General features: G+C 58.1%; 19 protein-coding genes and 1 pseudogene. 13 read left to right on the top strand and 7 right to left on the bottom strand.

Annotated features, from left to right (window positions below):
- The first annotated feature begins 517 nt into the window (after window positions 1-517).
- Window positions 518-2,491 (top strand): catecholate siderophore receptor CirA, encoded by a 1,974-nt coding sequence (gene cirA, locus K5R89_RS16000; protein WP_023290446.1) that lies wholly within the window; start codon window positions 518-520, stop codon window positions 2,489-2,491.
- A gap of 57 nt (window positions 2,492-2,548) precedes the next feature.
- Here cirA and fghA read toward each other — a convergent pair whose 3' ends face one another.
- Entirely contained in the window at window positions 2,549-3,382 is an 834-nt protein-coding gene (fghA, locus tag K5R89_RS15995) for an S-formylglutathione hydrolase (RefSeq protein ID WP_072413739.1), read from the bottom strand.
- 360 nt (window positions 3,383-3,742) lie between these two features.
- Between fghA and folE the strand changes: the two genes are divergently transcribed.
- From folE to mglC, 6 genes are all read left to right on the top strand, one after another.
- Window positions 3,743-4,411, top strand: a complete 669-nt coding sequence (folE, locus tag K5R89_RS15990) for a GTP cyclohydrolase I FolE (protein ID WP_023290444.1) — start codon at window positions 3,743-3,745, stop codon at window positions 4,409-4,411.
- Between the two features lie 15 nt (window positions 4,412-4,426).
- Complete coding sequence (gene yeiB / locus K5R89_RS15985) at window positions 4,427-5,584, top strand: DUF418 domain-containing protein YeiB (protein ID WP_044524213.1); 1,158 nt, start codon at window positions 4,427-4,429, stop codon at window positions 5,582-5,584.
- Between the two features lie 155 nt (window positions 5,585-5,739).
- Window positions 5,740-6,762, top strand: coding sequence for an HTH-type transcriptional regulator GalS (galS, locus tag K5R89_RS15980; protein WP_023290442.1), 1,023 nt, complete (start codon window positions 5,740-5,742; stop codon window positions 6,760-6,762).
- 296 nt (window positions 6,763-7,058) lie between these two features.
- A complete protein-coding gene (mglB, locus tag K5R89_RS15975; RefSeq protein WP_023290441.1) occupies window positions 7,059-8,057 on the top strand; it encodes a galactose/glucose ABC transporter substrate-binding protein MglB in 999 nt (332 codons plus the stop codon).
- A gap of 118 nt (window positions 8,058-8,175) precedes the next feature.
- The gene (gene mglA, locus K5R89_RS15970) at window positions 8,176-9,696 is read left to right on the top strand and encodes a galactose/methyl galactoside ABC transporter ATP-binding protein MglA (protein WP_002912876.1); all 1,521 of its coding nucleotides are present in this window, start codon (window positions 8,176-8,178) and stop codon (window positions 9,694-9,696) included.
- A gap of 15 nt (window positions 9,697-9,711) precedes the next feature.
- Window positions 9,712-10,722, top strand: coding sequence for a galactose/methyl galactoside ABC transporter permease MglC (mglC, locus tag K5R89_RS15965; RefSeq protein WP_002912871.1), 1,011 nt, complete (start codon window positions 9,712-9,714; stop codon window positions 10,720-10,722).
- 70 nt (window positions 10,723-10,792) lie between these two features.
- On the opposite strand, the gene sanA is transcribed toward mglC, so the two are convergent.
- The 4 genes from sanA to K5R89_RS15945 form a co-directional block, all read right to left on the bottom strand.
- On the bottom strand, window positions 10,793-11,509 hold the full coding sequence (gene sanA, locus K5R89_RS15960) for an outer membrane permeability protein SanA (protein ID WP_004201624.1): 717 nt from the start codon (window positions 11,507-11,509) through the stop codon (window positions 10,793-10,795).
- A 346-nt stretch (window positions 11,510-11,855) separates the two neighbouring features.
- Window positions 11,856-12,740 (bottom strand): cytidine deaminase, encoded by an 885-nt coding sequence (gene cdd / locus K5R89_RS15955; RefSeq protein ID WP_217259318.1) that lies wholly within the window; start codon window positions 12,738-12,740, stop codon window positions 11,856-11,858.
- Between the two features lie 128 nt (window positions 12,741-12,868).
- Entirely contained in the window at window positions 12,869-13,564 is a 696-nt protein-coding gene (locus K5R89_RS15950) for a CidB/LrgB family autolysis modulator (RefSeq protein ID WP_004201621.1), read from the bottom strand.
- Entirely contained in the window at window positions 13,554-13,958 is a 405-nt protein-coding gene (locus tag K5R89_RS15945) for a CidA/LrgA family protein (RefSeq protein WP_023290438.1), read from the bottom strand. The genes K5R89_RS15950 and K5R89_RS15945 overlap by 11 nt, the downstream gene beginning before the upstream one ends.
- Before the next feature lie 358 nt (window positions 13,959-14,316).
- Here K5R89_RS15945 and dusC point away from each other — a divergent pair, with 358 nt between their 5' ends.
- From dusC to K5R89_RS15920, 5 genes and pseudogenes are all read left to right on the top strand, one after another.
- Entirely contained in the window at window positions 14,317-15,249 is a 933-nt protein-coding gene (gene dusC / locus K5R89_RS15940; RefSeq protein WP_023290437.1) for a tRNA dihydrouridine(16) synthase DusC, read from the top strand.
- A 355-nt stretch (window positions 15,250-15,604) separates the two neighbouring features.
- Window positions 15,605-16,969: a carbohydrate porin gene (locus K5R89_RS15935; protein WP_032453519.1), complete on the top strand. Its 1,365-nt coding sequence runs from the start codon at window positions 15,605-15,607 to the stop codon at window positions 16,967-16,969.
- 155 nt (window positions 16,970-17,124) lie between these two features.
- Window positions 17,125-17,958 carry a transcriptional antiterminator BglG gene (bglG, locus tag K5R89_RS15930; RefSeq protein ID WP_048336199.1) on the top strand — a complete coding sequence of 278 codons (834 nt, stop codon included), beginning with the start codon at window positions 17,125-17,127 and terminating at the stop codon, window positions 17,956-17,958.
- 29 nt (window positions 17,959-17,987) lie between these two features.
- Window positions 17,988-19,959 (top strand): annotated as a pseudogene (gene bglF, locus K5R89_RS15925) (PTS beta-glucoside transporter subunit IIABC).
- Between the two features lie 15 nt (window positions 19,960-19,974).
- Window positions 19,975-21,369, top strand: a complete 1,395-nt coding sequence (locus K5R89_RS15920; protein WP_048297900.1) for a glycoside hydrolase family 1 protein — start codon at window positions 19,975-19,977, stop codon at window positions 21,367-21,369.
- 33 nt (window positions 21,370-21,402) lie between these two features.
- On the opposite strand, the gene K5R89_RS15915 is transcribed toward K5R89_RS15920, so the two are convergent.
- Window positions 21,403-22,137 (bottom strand): bifunctional 2-polyprenyl-6-hydroxyphenol methylase/3-demethylubiquinol 3-O-methyltransferase UbiG, encoded by a 735-nt coding sequence (locus K5R89_RS15915; protein WP_102004377.1) that lies wholly within the window; start codon window positions 22,135-22,137, stop codon window positions 21,403-21,405.
- 128 nt (window positions 22,138-22,265) lie between these two features.
- Between K5R89_RS15915 and mdtQ the strand changes: the two genes are divergently transcribed.
- Window positions 22,266-23,705, top strand: coding sequence for a multidrug resistance outer membrane protein MdtQ (mdtQ, locus tag K5R89_RS15910; protein ID WP_080901712.1), 1,440 nt, complete (start codon window positions 22,266-22,268; stop codon window positions 23,703-23,705).
- A gap of 32 nt (window positions 23,706-23,737) precedes the next feature.
- Here mdtQ and K5R89_RS15905 read toward each other — a convergent pair whose 3' ends face one another.
- The gene (locus K5R89_RS15905; protein ID WP_023290430.1) at window positions 23,738-24,307 is read right to left on the bottom strand and encodes a DedA family protein; all 570 of its coding nucleotides are present in this window, start codon (window positions 24,305-24,307) and stop codon (window positions 23,738-23,740) included.
- Window positions 24,308-24,445: the final 138 nt, after the last annotated feature.

The following is a 24,445-nucleotide window of genomic DNA, read 5'->3' as shown; positions in this document are numbered from 1 at the left end:
AGATGAGTACGATAACGAAAACAGGTTTGTATCACCCGGAAGCCCTCTGAAAAGAGGGCTTCATCGTGCTGGCCAGGCGCAATCTTCAGGAATTGCCCGGCGGTGCTGCTTGCGCGGGCCTACAGATATTTGCGTAACTGTTTGATATTGCAATTTTTCGTAGGCCGGGTAAGGCGAAAGCCGCCACCCGGCAGACAGATGAGTACGATAACGAAAACAGGTTTGTATCACCCGGAAGCCCTCTGTAAAGAGGGCTTTTTTTATGTCCACACGGTTACAGCCTGACACAATTCTTCATAATTAGATTGATAATAGAAATCATTATCTTTATCATTTCCGACCATTACGGATGAAGCCACTCCCCCCGTCTCTGCCATGTGTACAGACTGACATCGGGCGACCAGCCACATCGACGAGAAAACAGCGCGAGTCTACCGCCGACAGAGCGGCAGGCCGCCAGCGCGTGTGAGCAGCACCTTTTTTGTTTGTTTGGTTGTACACCTCATGGAGATTTGGAATGTTCAGGTTAAACCCTTTTATCCGGGCGGGATTGTCTGCGTCCGTCGTATCGTTGGCGTTTCCGGCCCTGGCCGATGTGAATGAAGAAACGCTGGTGGTGACCGCCTCGGCCACTGAACAGAGCGTCAAAGACGCGCCGGCGAGCATCAGCGTCATCACCCAGCAGGATTTGCAGCGCAAACCGGTGCAGAACCTGAAAGACGTACTGCGCGATGTGCCCGGGGTCCAGCTCACCAACGAAGGGGATAACCGCAAGGGCGTCAGCATTCGCGGTCTGAGCAGCAGCTATACCCTGATCCTTGTCGACGGGAAACGCGTCAACTCCCGGAACGCCGTCTTCCGCCACAATGACTTCGACCTGAACTGGATCCCGGTGGATGCCATCGAACGTATCGAGGTGGTGCGCGGCCCGATGTCCTCCCTGTACGGCTCCGATGCGCTCGGCGGCGTGGTCAACATTATTACCAAAAAAATCGGCCAGAAATGGACCGGGACGCTGAGCGCCGATACCACCATTCAGGAACACCGCGACCGCGGCGATACCTGGAACGGCCAGTTCTTCACCAGCGGCCCGCTGATCGACGGCGTGCTCGGGATGAAGGCCTACGGCAGCCTGGCGAAGCGCGCCAAGGACGATCCGCAGTCTTCCAGCAATGCCACCGGCGAAACGCCGCGCATCGAGGGCTTCACCAGCCGCGATGGCAATGTCGAATTCGCCTGGACGCCGAACGACAACCACGATTTCACCGCGGGCTATGGCTTTGACCGCCAGGATCGCGACTCCGATTCCCTTGACCGCAACCGCCTTGAGCGTGAGAACTACTCTCTGAGCCATAACGGCCGTTGGGAGATGGGCAACAGCGAGCTCAAGTTTTACGGCGAAAAGGTGGATAACAAAAATCCGGGGCAGAACGGCACCATCACCTCGGAAAGCAATGCCATCGACGGCAAGTATGTCCTGCCACTGGACATGATTAACCAGCTGGTGACCTTCGGCGGCGAATGGCGCCACGACAAGCTGAAAGATCCGGTCAACCTGAGCAGCGGCGGCCAGTCGACCTCCGCCAGCCAGTACGCCCTGTTTATTGAAGACGAATGGCGCATCATCGAGCCGCTGGCGCTGACCACCGGCATTCGTATGGACGACCATCAGACCTATGGCGATCACTGGAGCCCGCGCGCCTATCTGGTGTATAACGCCACCGATACCGTCACCGTCAAAGGCGGCTGGGCGACGGCGTTTAAAGCCCCGTCGCTGCTGCAGCTTAACCCCGACTGGACCACCAACTCCTGCCGCGGCTCGTGCAGCATCATCGGTAACCCGGATCTGAAGCCGGAAACCAGCGAAAGCTTCGAGCTTGGTCTCTACTATCGTGGGGAAGAGGGCTGGCTGCAGGATGTTGAAGGCAGCATCACCACCTTCCAGAACAATGTCGACGATATGATTGATGTTCTGCGCACCTCCAGCGCCAGCGAAGCGCCGGGCTACCCGAACTTTGTCGGCTGGAAAACCGTCAACGGTAAGCGCGTGCCGATCTTCCGCTATTTCAACGTCAACAAAGCGCGCATCAAAGGGGTGGAGACCGAGGTGAAGATCCCGTTCGGCGATGAGTGGAAGCTGACGGTGAACTACACCTACAACGATGGTCGCGATCTGAGCAACGGCGGCGATAAACCGCTGCAGACGCTGCCGTTCCATACCGCCAACGGCACGCTTGACTGGAAACCGCTGGACGACTGGTCCTTCTACGTGACGGCCAACTATACCGGCCAGCAGCGCGCGGTGAGCGCCACCGGCAAAACGCCGGGCGGCTATACCCTGTTTGACGTCGGCGCGGCGTGGCAGGTCACCAAAAATGTGAAACTGCGCTCCGGGGTGCAGAACGTGGGCGATAAAGATCTCAACCGGGACGACTACAGCTATACCGAAGAGGGCCGTCGCTACTTTATGGCCGTGGATTATCGCTTCTGATCGTTGGCGCTTAACGATGGCCTGCGCCGCGACGTGGAGTCACGGCGCAGGTTGCGTTTAGTTAAAGAGATGCTGCGCGTGGAAACGCAGATGGTCTTCGATAAACGAGGCAATAAAGTAGTAGCTATGATCGTAACCGGGCTGGATGCGCAGCGTTAACGGCCAGGCCTTCTGTCGCGCGACCTCCGCCAGCACCGCGGGCTGCAGCTGTCCGGCGAGGAATGGATCGTTATCGCCCTGATCGATAAGCGTCGGCACCGCGTCCGCCGGCTGGCTGGCCTGCATCAGGGCGCAGCTGTCCCAGGCGCGCCATGTCGATTCATCGGCGCCGAGATAGGCGGTAAACGCTTTCTTGCCCCACGGCACCTGGGAGGGATTGACGATTGGCGCGAAGGCGGAGACGCTGGCGTAGCGGCCGGGATTGGTGAGCGCCATGATAAGCGCGCCGTGACCGCCCATCGAGTGGCCGCTGATGGCGCAGCGTTCGCCGACGGTAAACTCGCTGCGGATAAGCGCGGGCAGTTCGTCGCGCAGGTAATCGTACATCCGGTAGTGCGCCGACCACGGCGCCTCGGTGGCGTTCAGGTAGAAGCCAGCGCCTTGCCCCAGATCGTAACCGTCATCGTTGGCCACCTCGTCACCGCGCGGGCTGGTATCCGGCATCACCAGCGCGATGCCCAGCGCGGCGGCAATGCGCTGAGCGCCCGCCTTGGTGGTAAAGTTTTCATCGTTACAGGTCAGCCCGGACAGCCAGTACAGCACCGGCGGCGGCGTTTCGCGCTCAGGCGGTAAAAAAATGCTGAACGTCATGGCGCAGTTCAGGACAGGGGAGTGATGACGCCAGCGTTGTTGCCGGCCGTCAAAACAGCGATGCTCTTCAAGCAGTTCCATGCAAGGCTCCTCGGAAGGGATGTGCGCGTAAACGTTCATAATACAGATATTTCATTAGCCGGTGAGCAACTTTCACTTTCTCCTTTTGAGAACTTACTGCATCATTAATGCAACTTATAGCCAACATGCCGGTGTAGCGATGGCGCTTATGGATGCGTACAGCGGTTGGATCATTCCGGATTCGGCGATAGGGATTTGGCGTCGCGCCTGAGGCGTGGCTTCGCGCCTTAATAAAAGGCAGCGCCAATTTCAATAATTATCGTTACGGCTACTGGATTCTGTGCGCCACCTCACGCACAATGAATACAAACTTTGCCCCCAGAAAAAGCAAAGAGCGCCACACCTGCAGGAGAAACCCAAATGTCATCACTGAGTAAAGAAGCCGTCCTCGTTCATGAAGCGCTGGTCGCTCGTGGGCTGGAGACGCCGATGCGTGCGCCAGTACAAGAAATTGATAACGAAACACGCAAGCGTTTGATTACCGGTCATATGACCGAGATTATGCAACTGCTGAATCTGGATCTGAGTGATGACAGTCTGATGGAGACCCCGCATCGCATCGCCAAAATGTATGTCGATGAGATCTTCTCCGGACTGGATTACTCCCGTTTCCCGAAAATCACCGTCATTGAAAACAAAATGAAGGTCGATGAAATGGTCACCGTGCGCGATATCACCCTGACCAGCACCTGCGAACACCACTTTGTCACCATCGATGGTAAAGCGACGGTAGCCTATATCCCGAAAGATTCGGTGATCGGCCTGTCGAAAATCAACCGCATCGTGCAGTTCTTCGCCCAGCGCCCGCAGGTCCAGGAGCGTCTCACGCAGCAGATCCTGATCGCGCTGCAGACGCTGCTCGGCACCAGCAACGTGGCGGTATCCATTGACGCGGTGCATTACTGCGTGAAAGCGCGCGGCATCCGCGACGCGACCAGCGCCACTACCACCACCTCCCTCGGTGGCCTGTTCAAATCCAGCCAGAATACCCGCCAGGAATTCCTGCGCGCAGTACGTCACCACAACTAAAACGGAGCAGGGTACATGGAGAGAAATGTCACGCTGGACTTTGTCCGCGGCGTCGCCATCCTCGGTATCCTGCTTCTCAATATCAGCGCCTTCGGCTTGCCGAAGGCCGCTTACCTCAATCCGGCCTGGTCAGGAAGCGCGACCCTCAGCGACGCCTGGACCTGGGCGATCCTTGACCTGCTGGCGCAGGTGAAGTTTCTTACCCTGTTCGCGCTGCTGTTTGGCGCCGGTCTGCAGCTCCTGCTCCCCCGCGGCAAACGCTGGATCCAGTCGCGGCTGACCCTGCTGGCGCTGCTTGGTTTCATTCACGGTCTCTTCTTCTGGGATGGCGATATTCTGCTGGCCTACGCCCTGGTGGGGCTGGTGAGCTGGCGCATGGTGCGCGAGGCGCAGCATGTTAAATCGCTGTTTAACACCGGGGTGGTGCTCTACCTCACCGGTATTGCGGTGCTGGTCCTGCTGGGGATTATCTCGGGGACGGCCGCGAATCGCTCCTGGGTCCCGGACGCGGCCAATCTGCAGTATGAGCAGTACTGGAAGCTGCACGGCGGCATGGAGGCGGTCAGCAACCGGGCGGATATGCTGTCGGACAATCTGTTGGCGCTCGGCGCGCAGTATGGCTGGCAGCTGGCGGGGATGATGCTGATAGGCGCGGCGCTGATGCGCAGCGGCTGGCTGAAAGGGCAGTTCAGCCAGCGTCACTATCGGCGCACCGGCGCGCTGCTGGTGCTAGCCGGGATGGCGGTGAATGTGCCGGCTATTGTCGCCCAGTGGTATCTGGCCTGGGACTATCGCTGGTGCGCGTTTTTACTGCAGGCGCCGCGTGAACTGAGCGCCCCGCTGCAGGCTATCGGCTATGCCTCGCTGGCCTGGGGCTACTGGCCGCAGCTCTGCCGTTTCCGCCTGGTGGGGGCTATCGCCTGCGTCGGACGCATGGCGCTGAGCAACTACCTGCTGCAGACCCTGATCTGCACCACCCTGTTTTATCATCTCGGGCTGTTTATGCGCTTCGATCGTCTGCAGCTGCTGGCCTTTGTTCCCCCCATCTGGGCCGTCAACCTCCTCGTGTCATCACTCTGGCTGCGCCGCTTCCGCCAGGGGCCGGTGGAATGGCTGTGGCGTCAGTTAACCCTGCGTGCGTCAGGGACATCATTGAAAGACACATCCAGATAACGATCTCGATCACAATCATTAACAAAACGGATGTAAACGTTTCCAGCCGTGTGACCTCACTCACGTAGCGGACCGCGGGTCGCTGCCAGAATAGCCTCCTTGCTGAGCACAGGAGGTGAATGTGACGTGCTGTAATTCTCTTAAGGTCGCTGAGTATGATCACCATTCGTGATGTCGCCCGCCAGGCGGGCGTATCCGTGGCCACCGTGTCGCGGGTGCTGAACAATAGCGCGCTGGTGAGTCCGGATACGCGCGACGTGGTGATGAAAGCGGTAACCCAGCTGGGCTACCGGCCCAACGCCAACGCCCAGGCGCTGGCCACCCAGGTCAGCGATACCATCGGCGTGGTGGTGATGGACGTCTCCGATGCCTTCTTCGGCGCGCTGGTGAAAGCGGTGGATACCGTCGCCCAGCAGCATCATAAGTATGTGCTGATCGGCAACAGCTATCACGAGGCGGAAAAAGAGCGCCATGCCATCGAGGTGCTGATCCGCCAGCGCTGCTCGGCGCTGATCGTCCATTCTAAAGCGCTCAGCGATGCTGAACTGAGCGACTTTATGCAACATATCCCGGGGATGGTGCTGATCAACCGCATCGTGCCGGGCTTTGCCCATCGCTGCGTCGGCCTCGACAACGTTAGCGGCGCGCTGATGGCTACCCGCATGCTGCTCAATCACGGCCACCAGCGCATCGGTTATCTCTCCTCCAATCACGGCATTGAAGACGACGATATGCGGCGGGAAGGGTGGAGCAAAGCGCTGCAGGAGCAGGGCATCATCGCCCCGGACAGCTGGGTCGGCTCCGGCTCCCCGGACATGCAGGGCGGCGAAGCGGCGATGGTCGAACTGCTGGGGCGGAATCTCGGCCTCACTGCGGTGTTCGCCTATAACGACAGCATGGCGGCCGGCGCGCTGACCACGCTGAAGGACAACGGCATTGTCGTGCCGCAGCATCTGTCGCTGATTGGCTTTGATGATATTCCTATTTCCCGTTACACCGATCCTCAGCTGACCACCGTGCGCTATCCGGTGATGTCGATGGCGAAGCTGGCCACCGAGCTGGCGCTGCTGGGGGCGGCCGGCAAGTTGGATCGCGAGGCGACGCACTGCTTTATGCCCACCCTGGTGCGACGTCACTCCGTTGCCCAGCGGCAAACTGTGGGGCCGATCACTAACTGAAGCGGCGGCGGGATGTAACCGCTTTCAATTTGTGAGTAAATTCACAGTATATTAACATTCACCTGATTATGATGGCAGCGTTTACCAGTCTGAACCGCGAGGTGATGGGAAATCCTCACTTTCTTCAGTAGGAACAAGGCGTTAAACGAGTATTAGAGTCGTATTTTTCTGGAGCGTTACCCGACACGGAAGACCGAATTTTCGTCGTGAAATGCGTTGTGCGGTAACACTAATGCAACAAATCCCGCCCGCACTTTTTCACAAAAATGACCCTGCATAATAAAACCGGAGATTCCATGAATAAGAAGGTGTTTACCCTCTCTGCTGTAATGGCTGGTCTGTTATTTGGCGCCGCAGCACACGCAGCAGATACCCGTATCGGCGTGACGATTTATAAATATGACGACAACTTTATGTCGGTGGTGCGTAAGGCGATTGAAAAAGATGGCAAATCCGCGCCTGACGTCCAGCTGCTGATGAATGACTCGCAGAACGACCAGTCGAAACAAAACGATCAGATTGACGTGCTGCTGGCGAAAGGCGTGAAAGCCCTGGCGATCAACCTGGTTGACCCGGCTGCGGCGGGAACGGTCATCGAAAAAGCGCGCGGGCAGAACATTCCGGTGGTGTTCTTCAACAAAGAGCCTTCCCGTAAAGCGCTGGATAGCTATGACAAAGCTTATTACGTCGGTACCGACTCGAAAGAGTCCGGGATTATTCAGGGCGATCTGATCGCCAAGCACTGGAAAGCCAACCCGAACTGGGATCTGAATAAAGACGGCCAGATCCAGTACGTCCTGCTGAAAGGCGAGCCGGGCCATCCGGATGCGGAAGCGCGTACCACCTACGTTATCAAAGAGCTGAATGATAAAGGCCTGAAGACCCAGCAGCTGCAGATGGACACCGCCATGTGGGATACCGCCCAGGCGAAAGACAAAATGGACGCCTGGCTCTCCGGCCCGAATGCGAACAAGATTGAAGTGGTGATCGCTAACAACGACGCCATGGCGATGGGCGCGGTTGAAGCGCTGAAAGCGCACAACAAGAGCAGCATTCCGGTGTTCGGCGTGGATGCGCTGCCGGAAGCCCTGGCGCTGGTGAAATCCGGCGCGATGGCCGGTACCGTGCTGAACGATGCTAACAACCAGGCGAAAGCGACCTTCGATCTGGCGAAAAACCTGGCCGACGGGAAAGACGCTGCGGCAGGCACCAACTGGAAAATTGACAACAAGATTGTTCGCGTCCCCTATGTGGGCGTCGATAAAGACAACCTGAGCCAGTTTACCGGCAAATAATCGTGATGTGAGTTGCGGGCGTGGGTTATCCACGCCCGATTATTCCTGATACAGAACCAGACTCCTGCTGGCGTTATTGCGCCGGACGGGGCGTGCATGAACGCAGCCAGGTATAACTATGGTCAGCAATAATAGCGAACGGTCAGGCGAATATTTGTTGGAGATGAGCAACATCAACAAATCGTTTCCTGGCGTCAAGGCTCTTGATAATGTCAACCTGAAGGTTCGTCCGCACTCCATTCATGCGTTAATGGGTGAGAACGGCGCCGGTAAATCGACATTATTAAAATGCCTTTTTGGGATCTATCAAAAAGATTCCGGCAGCATTCTTTTTCAGGGAAAAGAGATCGATTTCCATTCGGCGAAAGAAGCCCTGGAAAACGGTATTTCGATGGTACATCAGGAATTAAACCTGGTCTTACAGCGTTCGGTCATGGACAACATGTGGCTCGGGCGTTATCCCACTAAAGGTATGTTTGTCGATCAGGACAAAATGTACCGGGACACCAAGGCCATATTTGATGAGCTGGATATTGATATCGACCCGCGCGCCCGCGTCGGTACCTTATCGGTATCCCAGATGCAGATGATTGAGATCGCCAAGGCGTTTTCCTATGACGCCAAAATCGTCATCATGGACGAGCCGACGTCGTCGCTGACGGAAAAAGAGGTCAACCATCTGTTTAAGATTATCCGCAAGCTGAAAGATCGCGGCTGCGGTATCGTCTATATCTCGCACAAAATGGAAGAGATTTTCCAGCTGTGCGATGAAATTACCATCCTTCGCGACGGCCAGTGGATCGCCACCCAGCCGCTGGAAGGGCTGGATATGGACAAGATCATCGCCATGATGGTCGGGCGTTCGCTCAACCAGCGCTTTCCGGATCGCGAAAACACCCCGGGAGAAGTGATCCTCCAGGTGCGCAATCTCACCTCCCTGCGCCAGCCGTCCATTCGCGATGTCTCCTTCGATCTGCATAAGGGCGAAATTCTCGGTATCGCCGGTCTGGTGGGCGCGAAGCGGACCGACATCGTGGAGACCCTGTTCGGGATCCGTGAGAAGGCCAGCGGCACCATCACCCTGCACGGGAAGAAGATCAACAACCACAGCGCCAATGAGGCGATTAACCACGGTTTTGCGCTGGTGACCGAGGAGCGGCGCTCCACCGGGATTTACGCCTATCTGGATATCGGTTTTAACTCGCTGATCTCCAATATTAAGAAATATAAAAACAGCGTCGGCTTGCTGGATAACTCGCGGATGAAGAGCGATACCCAATGGGTCATTGACTCTATGCGCGTTAAAACCCCCGGCCAGCATACGCAGATTGGTTCGCTTTCCGGTGGTAACCAGCAAAAGGTCATTATTGGCCGCTGGCTGCTGACCCAGCCGGAGATCCTGATGCTGGACGAGCCGACGCGCGGTATCGACGTCGGCGCCAAATTCGAGATCTATCAGCTGATTGCCGAGCTGGCTAAAAAAGATAAAGGGATCATTATTATTTCCTCCGAAATGCCGGAACTGCTGGGGATTACCGACCGCATTCTGGTGATGAGCAACGGCCTGGTCGCGGGCATTGTTGAGACTAAAACCACCACGCAAAACGAAATACTGCGTCTTGCGTCATTGCACCTTTAAGATCAGGGGCTTCACATGAGTGCGTTAAATAAAAAGAGTTTTCTCACTTACCTGAAAGAGGGTGGGATATATGTCGTCCTTCTGGTCCTGTTGGCCATTATTATTTTCCAGGATCCGACATTTTTAAGTCTGCTCAACCTGAGTAATATTCTGACCCAGTCCTCGGTGCGTATTATTATTGCCCTCGGGGTGGCCGGACTGATCGTCACGCAGGGCACCGACCTCTCCGCCGGCCGTCAGGTGGGACTGGCGGCGGTGATTGCCGCGACCATGCTGCAGGCGGTGGATAATGCCAACAAGGTGTTCCCGGATATGGCGACCATGCCGATCCCGCTGGTCATCCTGCTGGTATGCGCCATCGGGGCGGTCATCGGCCTGATTAACGGGATCGTCATTGCCTATCTGAACGTGACGCCGTTTATTACCACCCTTGGGACCATGATCATCGTCTACGGCATTAACTCGCTGTACTACGACTTCGTGGGCGCGTCGCCGATCTCCGGCTTCGACAGCCATTTCTCCCATTTCGCGCAGGGGTTTGTGGCGCTGGGCTCGTTCCGCCTGTCCTACATCACCTTCTACGCGCTGATTGCCGTCTTCTTTGTCTGGATCCTGTGGAACAAGACGCGCTTTGGCAAAAACATCTTCGCTATCGGCGGTAACCCGGAAGCGGCGAAGGTCTCCGGGGTCAACGTAGCGTTGAACCTGCTGATGATTTACGCCCTCTCCGGCGTGTTCTACGCCTTCGGCGGCCTGCTGGAAGCCGGTCGTATCGGCTCGGCGACCAATAACCTCGGCTTTATGTACGAACTGGACGCCATCGCCGCCTGCGTGGTGGGCGGCGTATCGTTCAGCGGCGGGGTAGGGACCGTATTCGGCGTGGTGACTGGGGTGATTATCTTCACCGTGATCAACTACGGCCTGACCTATATCGGCGTTAACCCTTACTGGCAGTACATCATTAAGGGGGCGATCATTATCTTCGCCGTGGCGCTGGATTCCCTGAAATACGCCCGTAAGAAGTAATTTTTGCCTGAGTAAAAACCCGCGCCTGGCGCGGGTTTTTTTATACCTGAAACGGATGCGTTGATGGAGGCTACTTTTCTTTCTGCAGCTCCAGTAGCTGCTCCGGGGTGACCGCCGGGTAGGACTGGGCGTCATCCGGCACGTCGTGCTGCTGCGCCGGAATCGGAATTAAAGGACCGAGGAAGCGCGGTTCCCGTTTGAAGATGTAGAGGTCCGCCAGCGCGCCGAAGCGGGCGCCGAATTCGCGCAGCCGCACGCTCCACATATCCTTCGGCGACGGCACCGCGTAGCACTGAGCCTGGATCCCCATATGCAGGGCGATAAACAGCGCCCGTTCGCAGTGGAAGCGTTGGGTGATGATAATGAAGTCGTTGGTGTCGAACACTTTGCGGGTGCGGACGATCGAGTCGAGCGTGCGGAAACCGGCATAGTCCAGCACGATATCCGCCGGATCGACGCCGCCTTTAATCAGGTCCCGGCGCATAGTCATCGGTTCATTGTAGCTTTGCAGGGCGTTATCCCCGCTCAGCAGCAGATAGTTGACCTTGCCGCTGTTGTAGGCGTTGAGCGCGCCCTGGATGCGGTAGCGGTAATACTGATTGATCACCCCGGTGCGGTAGTATTTAGCGGTGCCCAGCACCACGCCGACCTGGCGGTAGGGGAGGTCCTGCAGCTCGTCATAGATATAGGGCGCGGTTTTCCAGCTCATCCAGCGGTCAAGACCCAGCACGGTCAACAGCAGCAGGCCGAGCAGGACTAACAGGCTGTAGAACACACGCTTTAACATGAACTTGGCTCAATAATAGACAACGGAGTCTTCAGGCTACTTTACCCGCCGGGTAAGCGCAAGAAACCCGCGTTTAATTGCGGGGATTTTCAGCAATATGGACCGATCGCCGATCCCAGACCGGGTAAGGCGTAGCCGCAACCTGTTCTCCGGCCCTCCGGGAACGTCTCAGCGACTTTGAGGCTGTCAGGTCGGCAGTTTCAGCAGCCATCGCGATCTTCAGCTCGCAATGGCGCGAACGGTAGGTCGGGTTAGCGGAGCGCCACCCGACAACATAACGGCATAAAAGGTCGGCCGGATTTAGACGAAACCGCCATCCGGCCATCTGCTCAGGCGCGCAGGCTGATTAACCTAACAGCACGCGCTCGATATTGTGGCAGCCCAGCGCCTTCAGGGTGGCGACGGTGGCGTCCCACTGAATCAGCGCCGCATCGGCTTTCTCCGCCAGGATCGCCCGCTGGATGTCCGGATAATCATAGCCGTTGAGGCTGAGGAGATTCAGCGCCCCCTGCAGCGGCGGCAGCGTCGGGTTGAACGCCGCGTTTTCCGCATAGCTGCCGCTGAAAAGGGTGCCACCTTTCAGCTCCAGCGCTACGCCGGAAGGCGAGTGGCTGTAAGGCGCGTGGCAGCGGTTAGCGGCCTCAATCGCCGCCTGGGACAGGGCATCGCCGCTGACCGGGAAGCCGTGGTTCTGGTGGTCCATCAGCAGGGTTTTGATCTCCAGGTCTTTCGGGCCGAAGGCATCCGGCAGATAGTGCTGCAGCGCATGGGCTTCGCGACCGGGCAGATGAATGCGCAGCGCCAGTCCGCTGTTCAGTTCGTTCATAAACTGACGACAATGGCCGCACGGCGTGTAGTTCACCGTGATAGCGCGCAGGGAGGTTTCACCGCGCAGCCAGGCGTGGCTGATGGCGCTCTGCTCTGCATGGACGGTCTGCTGCATGGTGGCGCCGACAAACTCCATGTTGCCGCCAAAGTACCAGCGGCCGCTGACGCCGCGGGCGATAGCCCCGACGTTAAAGTGGGAAAGGTCGGCGCGCGCGCAGGCGGCGGCCAGCGGCAGTAGCGCAAAGGCCAGCGCGTCTTCGTCCAGACCTGTCGCCTGTTGCAGCGTCGCCACCTGATCGGCCTCGAGCAGCGCCGGGAAGTGCGGGTCGGCGAGCATCGGGGCGATGGCCGCCTGCAGGTCTGCTGCCAGAGTCGTCAAAGCAGCTTGAAAACGTGAGTGCATAGCGTTGCCTCATAACAGTGTAATGGGAAACCAGTGTACGGGCGTCAAGGGGTTTCAAATGTGATTTACGTCCCATTGCTAATGCAACTTTTCATCGTTGCATTAATAAATGTGATACGAGTCACATTTTATCCCACTACCGCAAGGATCAGCGGGAATAAAAACGGCGCCATCAACGAGGTGATGATCCCGCACAGCACCAGCGCCAGCGAGCTGAACGCCCCTTCCTGATAGTCCAGTTCCGCACAGCGGGCGGTACCGAGGGCGTGCGAGGCGGTGCCCATCGACAGGCCGCGCGACGCTTTAGTGCGAATACGCATCAGGTTGAGCAGGGTATGGCCGAATACCGCGCCAAGGATGCCGACAAAAATCACGCACACGGCGCTGATGGCCGGGATGCCGCCGATACTGCCGCTTACCGCCATGGCAATCGGCGTGGTCACCGATTTGGGCAGAACAGAGGCGGCGATCTGCGGTGTGGCGCCCATCAGCAGGGCCACGGTGGTGCCAGTGATCATCGCCACGCAGCTGCCGATAAAGCAGATGGTGATGATCGATTTCCAGCGCGCGCGGATCTGGTGCAGCTGTTCATACAGCGGGAAAGCCAGCGCGACCACCGCTGGCTGCAGCAGATCGTTCAGGATCTTGCTGCCGGCAAAGTAACGCTCATAGGAGATCCCGGTCAGCAGCAGAAACGGGATTATCACTACCATCGCCACCAGCAGCGGGTTGAGTAGCGGGAACTTAAAGCGGGCCGCCAGTTTGCGGGCGAGGAAAAAGACGATCAGGGTTAGCGGCAGCGACCACCAGATTTCATGCATCATTTTTCTTTTCCTTTTGCCCAATCACTTTGCGTTCGCCATGCACCAGGTGAGAGCTCCAGCTCACCACCACAAACACCACCAGCGTGCTGATGGCGCAGGAGATGACGACCGGCCCCAGCTGGGCGCGCAGCAGATCCCAGTACTGCATCACGCCGACGCCGATCGGCACGAACAGCAGCGCCATATAGCGGATCAGGATATTGCAGCCGGGGTTGACCCACTGCGGCGGCATAATTTGCAGCGCCAGCAGCACGAAGAGGATCAGCATGCCGATGATGCTGCCGGGGATGGTGATGGGCAGCAGCCCGGCGATAAATATTCCGGCGTATAAGCAGGCGTAAATCAGGACGAAAGCCCGCAGGTAGTGCCAGATAATAGTCAGCGATTTACTCATGGTAATAACCCTTGATGAAGTGCATTCATCATACAATTAATCCCTAAAATGTGCTACCGATCACATCATGAATTCTATGCATAGCGCTGATAGCGTACGGGAACAATAGCCTCTCCCGGCAGGACCTGACAGCTCGCAGCTTTGGGTATATCGGGTCCCACGCTACCTTTTTGGAAGAGAAGCGGCAAATGAAGGCGGTATGAGATGCCGCAGACTCCTGTAAAGCATAGAGATTATCTCCTCGCTTTGCCGCATTCGCCGAATGGGGAATGGCGTACGGCAGGCGGGACGCATTGAGCACTTTCAACCAACGCCCGGAGGCGCTACCATAGCGCCTCTTTTTTTTCCGGGTAACGATATGCGTGTACTACTGGCGCCGATGGAAGGCGTGCTCGATTCGCTGGTGCGCGAGCTGCTGACCGAAGTGAACGATTACGATCTGTGCATCACCGAGTTTCTGCGGGTGGTGGATCAACTGCTGCCGGTTAAATCGTTCTACAGGCTGTGCCCGGAACTGCATCATCAAAGCCGCACCCCGTCCGGTACCCGCGTGCGCGTCCAGCTGCTGGGGCAATATCCCGAGTGGCTGGCGGAAAACGCCGCCCGCGCGGTGGCGCTGGGCTCGTGGGGCGTCGATTTAAACTGCGGCTGTCCGTCGAAGCTGGTGAACGGCAGCGGCGGCGGGGCGACGCTGCTGAAAGATCCGGAGCTTATCTATCGCGGCGCGAAGGCGATGCGCGAGGCGGTGCCCGGACATCTGCCGGTGACGGTGAAAGTTCGTCTCGGCTGGGACAGCGGCGAACGGCGCTTTGAAATCGCCGACGCGGTGCAGCAGGCGGGGGCCAGCGAGCTGGTGGTCCACGGCCGCACTAAAGAAGATGGCTACAAAGCGGAGCGCATCAACTGGCAGGCCATCGGCGAGATCCGCCGGCGCCTGACCATTCCGGTAGTCGCCAACGGCGAAATCTGGGACTGGCAAAGCGCTCAGGACTGTATGGCCGTCACCGGCTGCGATTCGGTGATGATTGGCCGCGGGGCGCTCAACGTACCGAACCTCAGCCGGGTGATCAAATACAACGAACCGCGCATGCCGTGGCCGCAGGTGGTTCAGCTGTTGCAAAAATATACCCGTCTGGAAAAGCAGGGCGATACCGGCCTGTATCATGTGGCGAGAATTAAGCAGTGGCTAGGCTATTTACGCAAGGAATATACCGAGGCGCTGACGCTGTTTAATGAAATTCGCGCCCTGCAAACCTCTGCTGAAATAGCGGCGGCGATCGCCCGCTATTAAGCGCCATATTGTTATTCGCTTCACATATTATTACTTGCCTGCCTATTGATGATAGGCATGAGTGAAATAAAGTGATACTGTGCGGTCAATCAATTCAGGATTGCTACTGAACGCAGGCAAAACCTAAGCACTTCCGTCATTCGTGGCGGCAAGTGCTTAGGTTTTTTTTTGGCCAAAATTTAACGGTGGGTAAATGATGACGTAAAACAAGAGATTGTCATTCATCTTTTCTCTGGCGCGGTCGCGGTTTTATTACCGAAGGAGGCCCCTGCCATTCATTTTTTAAAAAAGAAAACAGGTAAATAAATAGCCTGGGGATCCCCTTTGTTTTTATTCAGTCACGGTGGAGATCACAATGTATAACAAAAAAATAAATCAGCTTTTTATCGGCGCGGCGCTGGCGGCGATGGCGCCCGTCGTGAACGCGGCGCAAACCCCGGCGTGGAACGGCAGCGTGCTGGGGTTTGAAGCCGGACAGCCAGGGCTGCTGGGCGATATGCTGGGTATTCGTCCAATCCTTGAAGAGAACGGCTTTCATTATAATCTCGGCTATCTTAACGAGATGGCCTACAACGCCGGCGGCGGTTATAACCACGATAAACATCTGGCCTATATTGACCAGGTGTCGTTGACCTTTACCCAGGATCTTGAGCGCTGGACCGGCATACCGGACGCCCGTCTCGAGGGCAACATCGTCAACCGCAACCACGATGATAACCTCACCACGAAACGGCTGCAGGATCCGCGGGTCAGCTTCAACGATCTGTCGCAGGAGAGCTGGGGCGGCGGGTCGATCACCCGTCTCGGCTGGCTGACCTTCGCCCGCAGCTTTGACGACCGTCGTCTGACCTGGCGCATCGGCATGATGAACAAGGTGCAAACCTTCGACCAGATCATTCCCTGCGATTTCCAGCTGTTGACCCAGTGCGGCGGCAAATCGGCCAACTCGCTGACCTGGAATAACTGGAACATCCACACCTGGGGCACCACCCTGGAGTACAAGCTGACGCCGACGGTGACCCTCAAAGGCGGGGTGATGGAGCAAAACCCGCAGGCCGCCTCGCGCAGCCATGCCTGGAGCTGGTCGACGAAGGGCAGCAAAGGCATTTTACTGCCGATGGAGATCGAAACCCGTCCGCTGATGAATGGCCTGCCGGGAGCCTATAACCTCGGCGTGGTCTGGACTAACGCGCCGCAAAGCGACCTCTACAGCGGCAAATCCGGCGGCGCCGGGGCGACGGACCCGCAGGGCTACGCCGAGCACGACAGCACCTGGTTTATGTACGCCGGCCTGAACCAGCAGATTACCCGCCACGCCGACGATCCGCTGCGGGGAATGAGCGTCTCGCTGAGCGGCAGCCTCAGCGACCAGCGCAGCAACTATATCCACTCCGCCGTCGCCGCCTCGATGCGTTACCGCGGGCTGTTTGACGCCCGTCCGGAGGACTGGATCGGCTTCGGCCTGACGTGGATCGACATGAGCAGCCACTACGCGCGCAATCAGCGCTATATGAACCAGCTCAGCGGCGCCGCCGACTATAACGATCCGGCCTGGCAGCCGGTGGCCGGCCACTCGCTGAACGGCGAACTCTATTATCGCTTCCGCCCGGTCTCCTGGCTGGAGCTGCAGCCGGGCCTGCAGTACTGGCACCGTCCGGGCGGCGTTGCGCAGACCCAGGACGCGTGGGTGGTGGAGTGGAAAACCGTCGTCACCTTCTGATAGTCGCGATCTTAATCACGTTTTTTCACTTGTCAGGTTGAGCACGCAGCAGAAGTTGTTACAGTGCTGGCGTTGGATTGCAACTGCTGTGGCAGGCAAAACCTGATTACCTGGCGTTTCGTCGGGGGTCAGGTTTTTTTGTTTCTGGGGTCAATATGCAAATCGCCAAAGTACTCAATAACAATGTGGTGGTGGTTCTTGACGAACACCAGCGCGAACAGGTGGTGATGGGGCGAGGGCTGGCCTTTCAGAAACGCCCGGGCGACGCGCTGGACGACAGCAAAATTGAAAAAGTCTTCGCCTTACAAAGCGATGAACTGGTCGGCCGCTTAGGTGAACTGCTCAGTCAGATTCCGTTAGAAGTGATGACCACCTGCGATCGCATTATCGACCTGGCGCGCGGGCGGTTGGGCAAGTTACAGGAAAGTTTGTACATCACGTTAACGGATCACTGTCACTTTGCTATCGAGCGGCAGAAAAAGGGCATCGCACTGCGTAACGTGCTGCTGTGGGAGATCAAGCGGCTCTATCCGAAGGAGTTCGCGCTGGGCCAGGAGGCAAGGGCCATTATTGGCAAACGGCTCGGCGTGGCGCTGGCGGAGGATGAAGCCGGATTTATCGCCCTCCATCTGGTGACGGCGCAGCTCAACAGCGAAATGCCGGAGGTCATGCACGTGACCCGGGTGATGCAGGAGATCCTGCAGCTGGTGAAGTATCAGCTGCATCTGAATTACGACGAGGAGTCGCTGAGCTATCAGCGTTTCGTCACCCACCTGAAGTTTTTCGCCCAGCGGATGCTGACCCGCACGGTGGTGGAAGATGACGACGTCTCGCTGCACAGCGCGGTGAAAGACAACTACGCCAAAGCGTGGAAGTGCGCGGAAACGGTGGCGACGCATCTGCAAAAGCAGTATCAGCGGGCGCTGACCACCGAAGAAATTATGTTTCTTGCCATTCATATTGAACGGGTAAGAAAAGAGGGACGCTAAGTCTCCCGACAAAACTGGATTGTTACTGCATGATGCAGGCAAAACCTGAGCGCGACGCCTACCGGCGTGGTTCTCGGGTTTTTTTTATTTTTACTACTCAGTCGCCGGTTGTCTGCGGGCAGCGGCAGTAAGGAAAAGAGCATGGAATATAAAGCACTCGCGCAGGACATTCTCCGCCGCGTCGGCGGCAAAGAGAACATTGTGAGTCTGGTTCACTGTGCGACACGTCTGCGTTTTAAGCTGAAAGATAACGGCAAAGCCGATGCCGAAGGGCTGAAGGCCAACCCGGGCGTCATTATGGTGGTGGAGAGCGGCGGCCAGTTTCAGGTGGTGATTGGCAACCACGTTCACGACGTCTGGCTGGCGGTGCGTCAGGAGGCAGGGTTAAGCGACGACAGCGAACCGGTGGCGGAAAGCGTTGAAAAAGGGTCGCTGCTGGGGCAGATCATCGATGTCGTGTCGGGAATTTTCACGCCGTTTATCGGCGTGCTGGCGGCCTCCGGTATCCTGAAAGGGATGCTGGCGCTGGCGGTCGTCTGCGGTTGGCTGACCCCGCAACAGGGAACCTATAAAATCTGGTTTGCCGCCAGCGACGCGCTGTTCTTTTTCTTCCCGCTGTTTCTCGGCTACACCGCCGGTAAAAAATTTGGCGGTAACCCGTTTGTCTCGATGGTGATCGGCGGGGCGTTAACCCACCCGCTGATGATTCAGGCCTTTGAGGCCAGCCAGGCGCCGGGCGCGGCGGTGGAGCACTTTCTCGGCATCCCGGTGACCTTTATTAATTACAGCTCATCGGTGATCCCGATTATTCTCGCCTCATGGGTCTGCTGCTGGCTGGAGCGCAAGAGCAACGCGCTGCTGCCGTCATCGATGAAAAACTTTTTTACGCCGGCGATTTGTCTCGCCGTTGTGGTTCCGCTGACGTTTCTGCTGATTGGCCCTCTGGCGACCTGGCTCAGTCATCTGTTGGCCCAGGGGTATCAGATTATCTACGCGGTGGCGCCGTGGCTGGCGGGAGCGGCGATGGGCGCGCTGTGGCAGGTTTGTGTGATCTTCGGCCTGCATTGGGGACTGATTCCGCTGATGATTAACAATCTGACGGTGCTTGGCCATGATTCCATGCTGCCCATGCTGCTGCCGGCCGTTATGGGGCAGGTCGGCGCGGTGCTGGGTATTTTGCTGAAAACCCGCGATGCCCGTCAGAAAGTGCTGGCCGGTTCTGCGTTTTCAGCGGGCATCTTCGGCATTACCGAGCCCGCTATCTATGGCTTAACATTGCCGCTGCGCCGGCCGTTTATCTTCGGCTGCGTGGCGGGCGCCATCGGCGGCGCTATTGTGGGTTTCAGTAACGCCAACGTCTATTCATTCGGCTTCGGGAACATCTTTACCGTGGCGCAAATGATCCCGCCCCAAGGGCTTGATAGCACCGTTTGGGGCGGCATAGTGGGCATCTTCGCGGCGTTGATTATCTCCTGTGGCTTAACTTTCTTCGCCGGCCTGCCGCGCGCCAGCGCCGCGCCGGGCGCCGTGGCGGTAGCGCCGGTCTCGGCAAACGACATTCTGGCGCCGATAAGCGGCAGCGTCATCGTCCTCGATCAGGTGCCGGACAGCACCTTCGCCAGCGGCCTGCTGGGGAAAGGGGTCGCCATTATCCCGGCGGTAGGCAAAGTCATCGCCCCGTTCACCGGCGAAGTGGCCTCTCTGTTTCAGACCAAACACGCCATCGGCCTGCAGAGCGACAGCGGCATTGAGCTGCTGATCCACGTCGGCATCGACACGGTCAAACTCGACGGCGTGCCGTTTACCGCGCATGTGAAAGAGGGCGACAGAGTACAGGCCGGCGATCTGCTGATTGAGTTCGATCGTCAGGCAATTCTGGACGCCGGTTACGACCTGGCGACCCCGATTATTATCAGCAACAGCGATGACTATCGTGAGATCGACACGGTGGCGCCCAGCGCCGTCGAAGCCGGTCAGCCGCTGTTGTCAGTCAGCCATTAATCACAGGAGAGAGAGATGAAAACATTCCCGGCAGATTTTTTATGGGGCGGCGCGACCGCGGCGAATCAGGTGGAAGGGGCTTACCTGGAAGATGGCAAAGGGTTATCCACCTCCGATGCGCAGCCGCACGGCGTCTTCGGCGAAGTGGTCGAGCGCGTACCCGGCGACAGCGGGATTAAGGATGTGGCGATCGATTTTTACCATCGTTACCCGGAAGATATCGCCCTGTTTGCCGAGATGGGCTTTAACTGCCTGCGGGTGTCCATCGCCTGGACCCGTATCTACCCCAACGGCGATGACGCCGAGCCGAACGAAGCCGGACTCGTGTTCTACGACAAGTTGTTCGACGAGATGGCGAAGCACAACATCACCCCGCTGGTGACGCTGTCGCATTATGAAATGCCGTGGGCGCTGGTGAAAAACTACGGCGGTTGGGGTAGCCGGGAGGTGATTGGCTTCTTTGAGCGCTACGCCCGGACGGTGTTCAGCCGTTATAAAAACAGGGTCAAACTGTGGCTGACCTTTAACGAAATCAATATGTCGCTGCATGCCCCGATGACCGGCGTCGGCCTGCCGGCCGGCAGCAGCAAAGGCGAGGTATATCAGGCCATTCACCACCAGCTGGTGGCCAGCGCCCTGGCGGTCAAAGCCTGTCACGAGCTGGTGCCCGAGGGCAAAATCGGCAATATGCTGCTCGGCGGGCTGATGTATCCCTTGAGCTGCAAACCGGAAGATGTGTTCGAGACGCTGCAGGAGAACCGCAGCTGGCAGTTCTTCGGCGACGTGCAGGCGCGCGGGGCGTACCCGGGCTATATGCAGCGCTTTTTCCGCGACAACGGCATCACGCTCGACATCACCGAGGCCGATCGCGACACGCTGAAAACCACCGTCGATTTTATCTCCTTCAGCTACTACATGACCGGGTGCGTCACCGCCGATGAGGCGCTGAACCAGCAGGCGCGCGGCAATATTCTCAGCATGGTGCCGAACCCGCACCTGGCGAGCTCGGAGTGGGGCTGGCAGATAGACCCCCTGGGCCTGCGTACGCTGCTGAACGTGCTGTGGGATCGCTATCAGAAGCCGCTGTTTATCGTGGAAAACGGTCTGGGCGCCAAAGATAAGGTGGAAGCCGACGGCAGCATTAACGATGACTACCGCATCAGCTACCTGAACGACCATCTGGTGCAGGCGCGGGAGGCCATTGACGATGGCGTTGAGCTGATGGGCTTTACCAGCTGGGGACCGATTGACCTGGTGAGCGCCTCGAAGGCGGAGCTGTCGAAGCGCTACGGCTTTATCTATGTCGACCGCCATGATGACGGCACCGGCACCCTGGCGCGCAGTAAGAAGAAGAGCTTTGACTGGTATAAAGAGGTGATTGCCAGCCGCGGCGCCAGCCTGAAAGCGTAACGTTTCCCCGCCCGGCCATCGTCGGGCGGGGGATTAAGCCGGTTTACGCGCGCGCAGTAAAAAGATCATCGGCCGCTCTTTCTCTTCCTCCAGGGCGGGCTGTTGAGCAATCTGTTCGGCGCCTGGTCCCCACTCATCCAGCTGCTCCAGCACAAAACCGGCGGCGATAAGCGCGTTTATCCAGCTCGAGAGTTTGCGGTGCTGTTTAATGACGCCCTCGGCAAACCAGTTGCTGACGCGCTCCCCCTCCTGCTGATAGTGGCTGACCGGCCAGCTCTTTTGCCCCTGTTCATTCACCTGCCATCCCTGCTGCAGCGGCGCGGTATAGATGGGATGTTCGGCAGAAAAGACCAGGATACCGCCAGGGACCAGCGCCTGCTGCAGGGTGGAGAAGAGCGGGGCGATGTCGGGTAAATAATGCAGAGCCAGCGAGCTGTAGATCAGATCGCAGCTGTTGGCGGGCAGCGTCAAGGTTTGCAGATCGGCGCAGCGGTAGTCAATCTCATCCCCGCGGGTCATTTCCCGTGCCTGCGCCAGCATACGCCGGGAGATATCAAACCCCATTATCTGGCTGGCTCCCTGCTGCTGCGCCCAGCGGCAAAACCAGCCGTAGCCGCAGCCGAGATCCACCACCCGCAAACCGGCTAGCGGCGGCAGCATTTGTTGCAGGGCAGGCCACTCCGGTGCGCCATCCAGCCCTTTCACCGAACGATCGAGGGTTGCATAGCCGGCGAAGAAGTGCGGATCGTCATAAATATTCTGGCTCATATTCATCCCTTGAATTGATAAGTTTGTTTATTTTTAGCAAACTAATAATTTAGTCACACGCTTTACTAAACGCGTTTAATTCAATTAACTTATGATCACTCACCTGATTATGTTATCTGACCTGTCTAATGAAATTGAGATTAAATAATAGCGCGCTGGCGGCCTTGCCCCTGGCCATCGCGCTGGTAGGCTGCGCGCCTTCCCATGAGGTTGCTCGTCCGCCGCAGCAGCAAATTCCGGCTTCCCACGTTGCCATGGATCTTCCCGCCGCCGTCAAAAACGGCTGGCCGCAGACCGACTGGTGGAAAGACTACCACGATGCCCAACTGGATAATTTGATTCAGCGCGCGCTCGCCAACGCACCGGATATGCAGATTGCCGAACAGCGCATCAGGCTTGCCGAAGCGCAGGCCAGAATGTCGCAGGCGAATCTTGGCCCGGAGATGGATTTCTCCGCTGACATCGAACGTCAACGCATGTCGGCCGAAGGCCTGATGGGGCCGTTCGCCACCGACACCGACGGCAATACCGGCCCGTGGTACACCAACGGTACCTTCGGCCTGACCGCCGGCTGGGATCTCGATCTGTGGGGCAAAAACCGTGCGCTGGTGAAAGCCCGCATCGGCGAGCTGAAAGCCCAGGTGGCCGAGCAGGCTCAGACCCGCGAGCTGCTCTCCGGCAGCGTGGCGCGCCTGTACTGGCAGTGGCAGACGGAAGCGGCGATCAAAGCGGTGCTGCAGCAGGTGAAAAACGAGCAAAATAATATCGTGACGGTCGACAAGGCCCTGTATCAGCGCGGGATCACCAACTCCGCCGAAGGGGCGGAAAACGATATTAACGTCAGCAAAACCGACCAGCAGCTGGCGGACGTGGCGGGCACGATGAAAGAGATTGAAGCGCGGCTGATGGCCCTGACCAACAGCCAGAGCCAGTCGCTAAACCTCAAACCCGCCAGCCTGCCGACGGTCAGCGCGCAGCTGCCGGACACCCTTGGCTATGAGCTGCTGGCGCGCCGCCCGGATCTGCAGGTCGCTCACTGGTATATCGAGGCGTCGCTGAGCGAAGTGGACGCGGCGAAGGCGGCGTTTTACCCGGACATCAATCTGATGGCGTTCCTGCAGCAGGATGCCCTGCACTTAAGCGATCTTTTCCGCCATTCGGCGCAGCAGATGGGCGTCACCGCCGGACTGACGCTGCCGATCTTCGACAGCGGTCGCCTCAATGCCAATCTGGATATCGCCAGCGCGCAGAACAGCCTGTCCATCGCCCAGTACAACAAAGCGGTGGTGGACGCCGTCAACCAGGTGGCGAAAACCGCCAGCCAGGTCGAGACGCTGATGGCCAAGAGCCAACAGCAGCAGCAGGTTGAAAAAGACGCCCAGCGGGTGGTGGACCTGGCGCAGGCCCGGATGGCGGCGGGGATCTTGCCCGGCTCCCGGGTCAGTATGGCGAAGCTCCCGGCGCTGCAGGAGCGTATCACCGCCTTGCGCCTGCACGGCCAGTGGATTGACGCCAGCATTCAGCTGACCTCGGCTCTCGGCGGCGGCTACCACCAGGCGGTGAAGTAACCGGCCACCCGGCGCGTTAGCGGGCGCGCCGCTCAGTCTTTCTTCTTCCCTTCGCGCCGCCTGAACCACCAGTGGGCGGCCACGACCACCACCACCGCGAGGATCAGCCAGATCCAGTGCTTCAGATGGGCGTCGAGGTGGTGCAGCCACGGGCCAACCACCTCGCCGCCAAGATAGCCTATGGTGGTAAACAGCAGAGCCCACACCAGCGCCCCGGCAATATTCAGCGGCAGGAAAATGCGCGGCGGCAGGCGGCTGGCGCCGATCAGCAGGGGGCCGATCACCCGGAAGCCGTACATAAAGCGGGTGCCGATGACAAACAGCCACGGCCGGTGCTGGATCATGCGCTGGGCTTTCCTGATCCGCGCCTTCTGGCTGGCGAAACGGCGCAGAATGCGCCCGCCGAAGCGGCGACCAAGCAGATAGAGCAACTGATCGCCAATCATCCCGCCGAGGGCGACAGCGATCACCACCAGGGGAAACTTCAGTAGTCCCTGATGCGCCGCGACGCCGCCCAGCAGGGTAATGGTCTCACCTTCCGCCATGCTGCCGACGATCAGCGCCGCGTAGCCATACTGGGAAATCAGGTGATTGATATCCATAAACAGCTTATCTCCTTACCTCATCACCTGTTAATCATACACCCTGCAGACCAAAACGCGTCGACGCAGATTTTTTGTGCTGTACACAAAATAATCTACAGGGTGAATTATACTTGGATCAGTGCAGTACGAAGCCGT

Origin of the sequence: Klebsiella sp. TF21-TM, from assembly GCF_019753495.1 — a bacterium.
Taxonomy (GTDB): domain Bacteria; phylum Pseudomonadota; class Gammaproteobacteria; order Enterobacterales; family Enterobacteriaceae; genus Klebsiella; species Klebsiella quasipneumoniae.
This window is presented reverse-complemented; position numbering and strand designations above follow the sequence as displayed.

Excerpts from the sequence above, each read along its gene's own strand:
- cirA (WP_023290446.1), top strand. The coding sequence starts at position 518 with ATGTTCAGGTTAAACCCTTTTATCCGGGCGGGATTGTCTGCGTCCGTC.
- fghA (WP_072413739.1), bottom strand. The coding sequence starts at position 3,382 with ATGGAACTGCTTGAAGAGCATCGCTGTTTTGACGGCCGGCAACAACGC.
- folE (WP_023290444.1), top strand. The coding sequence starts at position 3,743 with ATGTCATCACTGAGTAAAGAAGCCGTCCTCGTTCATGAAGCGCTGGTC.
- yeiB (WP_044524213.1), top strand. The coding sequence starts at position 4,427 with ATGGAGAGAAATGTCACGCTGGACTTTGTCCGCGGCGTCGCCATCCTC.
- galS (WP_023290442.1), top strand. The coding sequence starts at position 5,740 with ATGATCACCATTCGTGATGTCGCCCGCCAGGCGGGCGTATCCGTGGCC.
- mglB (WP_023290441.1), top strand. The coding sequence starts at position 7,059 with ATGAATAAGAAGGTGTTTACCCTCTCTGCTGTAATGGCTGGTCTGTTA.
- mglA (WP_002912876.1), top strand. The coding sequence starts at position 8,176 with ATGGTCAGCAATAATAGCGAACGGTCAGGCGAATATTTGTTGGAGATG.
- mglC (WP_002912871.1), top strand. The coding sequence starts at position 9,712 with ATGAGTGCGTTAAATAAAAAGAGTTTTCTCACTTACCTGAAAGAGGGT.
- sanA (WP_004201624.1), bottom strand. The coding sequence starts at position 11,509 with ATGTTAAAGCGTGTGTTCTACAGCCTGTTAGTCCTGCTCGGCCTGCTG.
- cdd (WP_217259318.1), bottom strand. The coding sequence starts at position 12,740 with ATGCACTCACGTTTTCAAGCTGCTTTGACGACTCTGGCAGCAGACCTG.
- K5R89_RS15950 (WP_004201621.1), bottom strand. The coding sequence starts at position 13,564 with ATGATGCATGAAATCTGGTGGTCGCTGCCGCTAACCCTGATCGTCTTT.
- K5R89_RS15945 (WP_023290438.1), bottom strand. The coding sequence starts at position 13,958 with ATGAGTAAATCGCTGACTATTATCTGGCACTACCTGCGGGCTTTCGTC.
- dusC (WP_023290437.1), top strand. The coding sequence starts at position 14,317 with ATGCGTGTACTACTGGCGCCGATGGAAGGCGTGCTCGATTCGCTGGTG.
- K5R89_RS15935 (WP_032453519.1), top strand. The coding sequence starts at position 15,605 with ATGTATAACAAAAAAATAAATCAGCTTTTTATCGGCGCGGCGCTGGCG.
- bglG (WP_048336199.1), top strand. The coding sequence starts at position 17,125 with ATGCAAATCGCCAAAGTACTCAATAACAATGTGGTGGTGGTTCTTGAC.
- K5R89_RS15920 (WP_048297900.1), top strand. The coding sequence starts at position 19,975 with ATGAAAACATTCCCGGCAGATTTTTTATGGGGCGGCGCGACCGCGGCG.
- K5R89_RS15915 (WP_102004377.1), bottom strand. The coding sequence starts at position 22,137 with ATGAGCCAGAATATTTATGACGATCCGCACTTCTTCGCCGGCTATGCA.
- mdtQ (WP_080901712.1), top strand. The coding sequence starts at position 22,266 with ATGAAATTGAGATTAAATAATAGCGCGCTGGCGGCCTTGCCCCTGGCC.
- K5R89_RS15905 (WP_023290430.1), bottom strand. The coding sequence starts at position 24,307 with ATGGATATCAATCACCTGATTTCCCAGTATGGCTACGCGGCGCTGATC.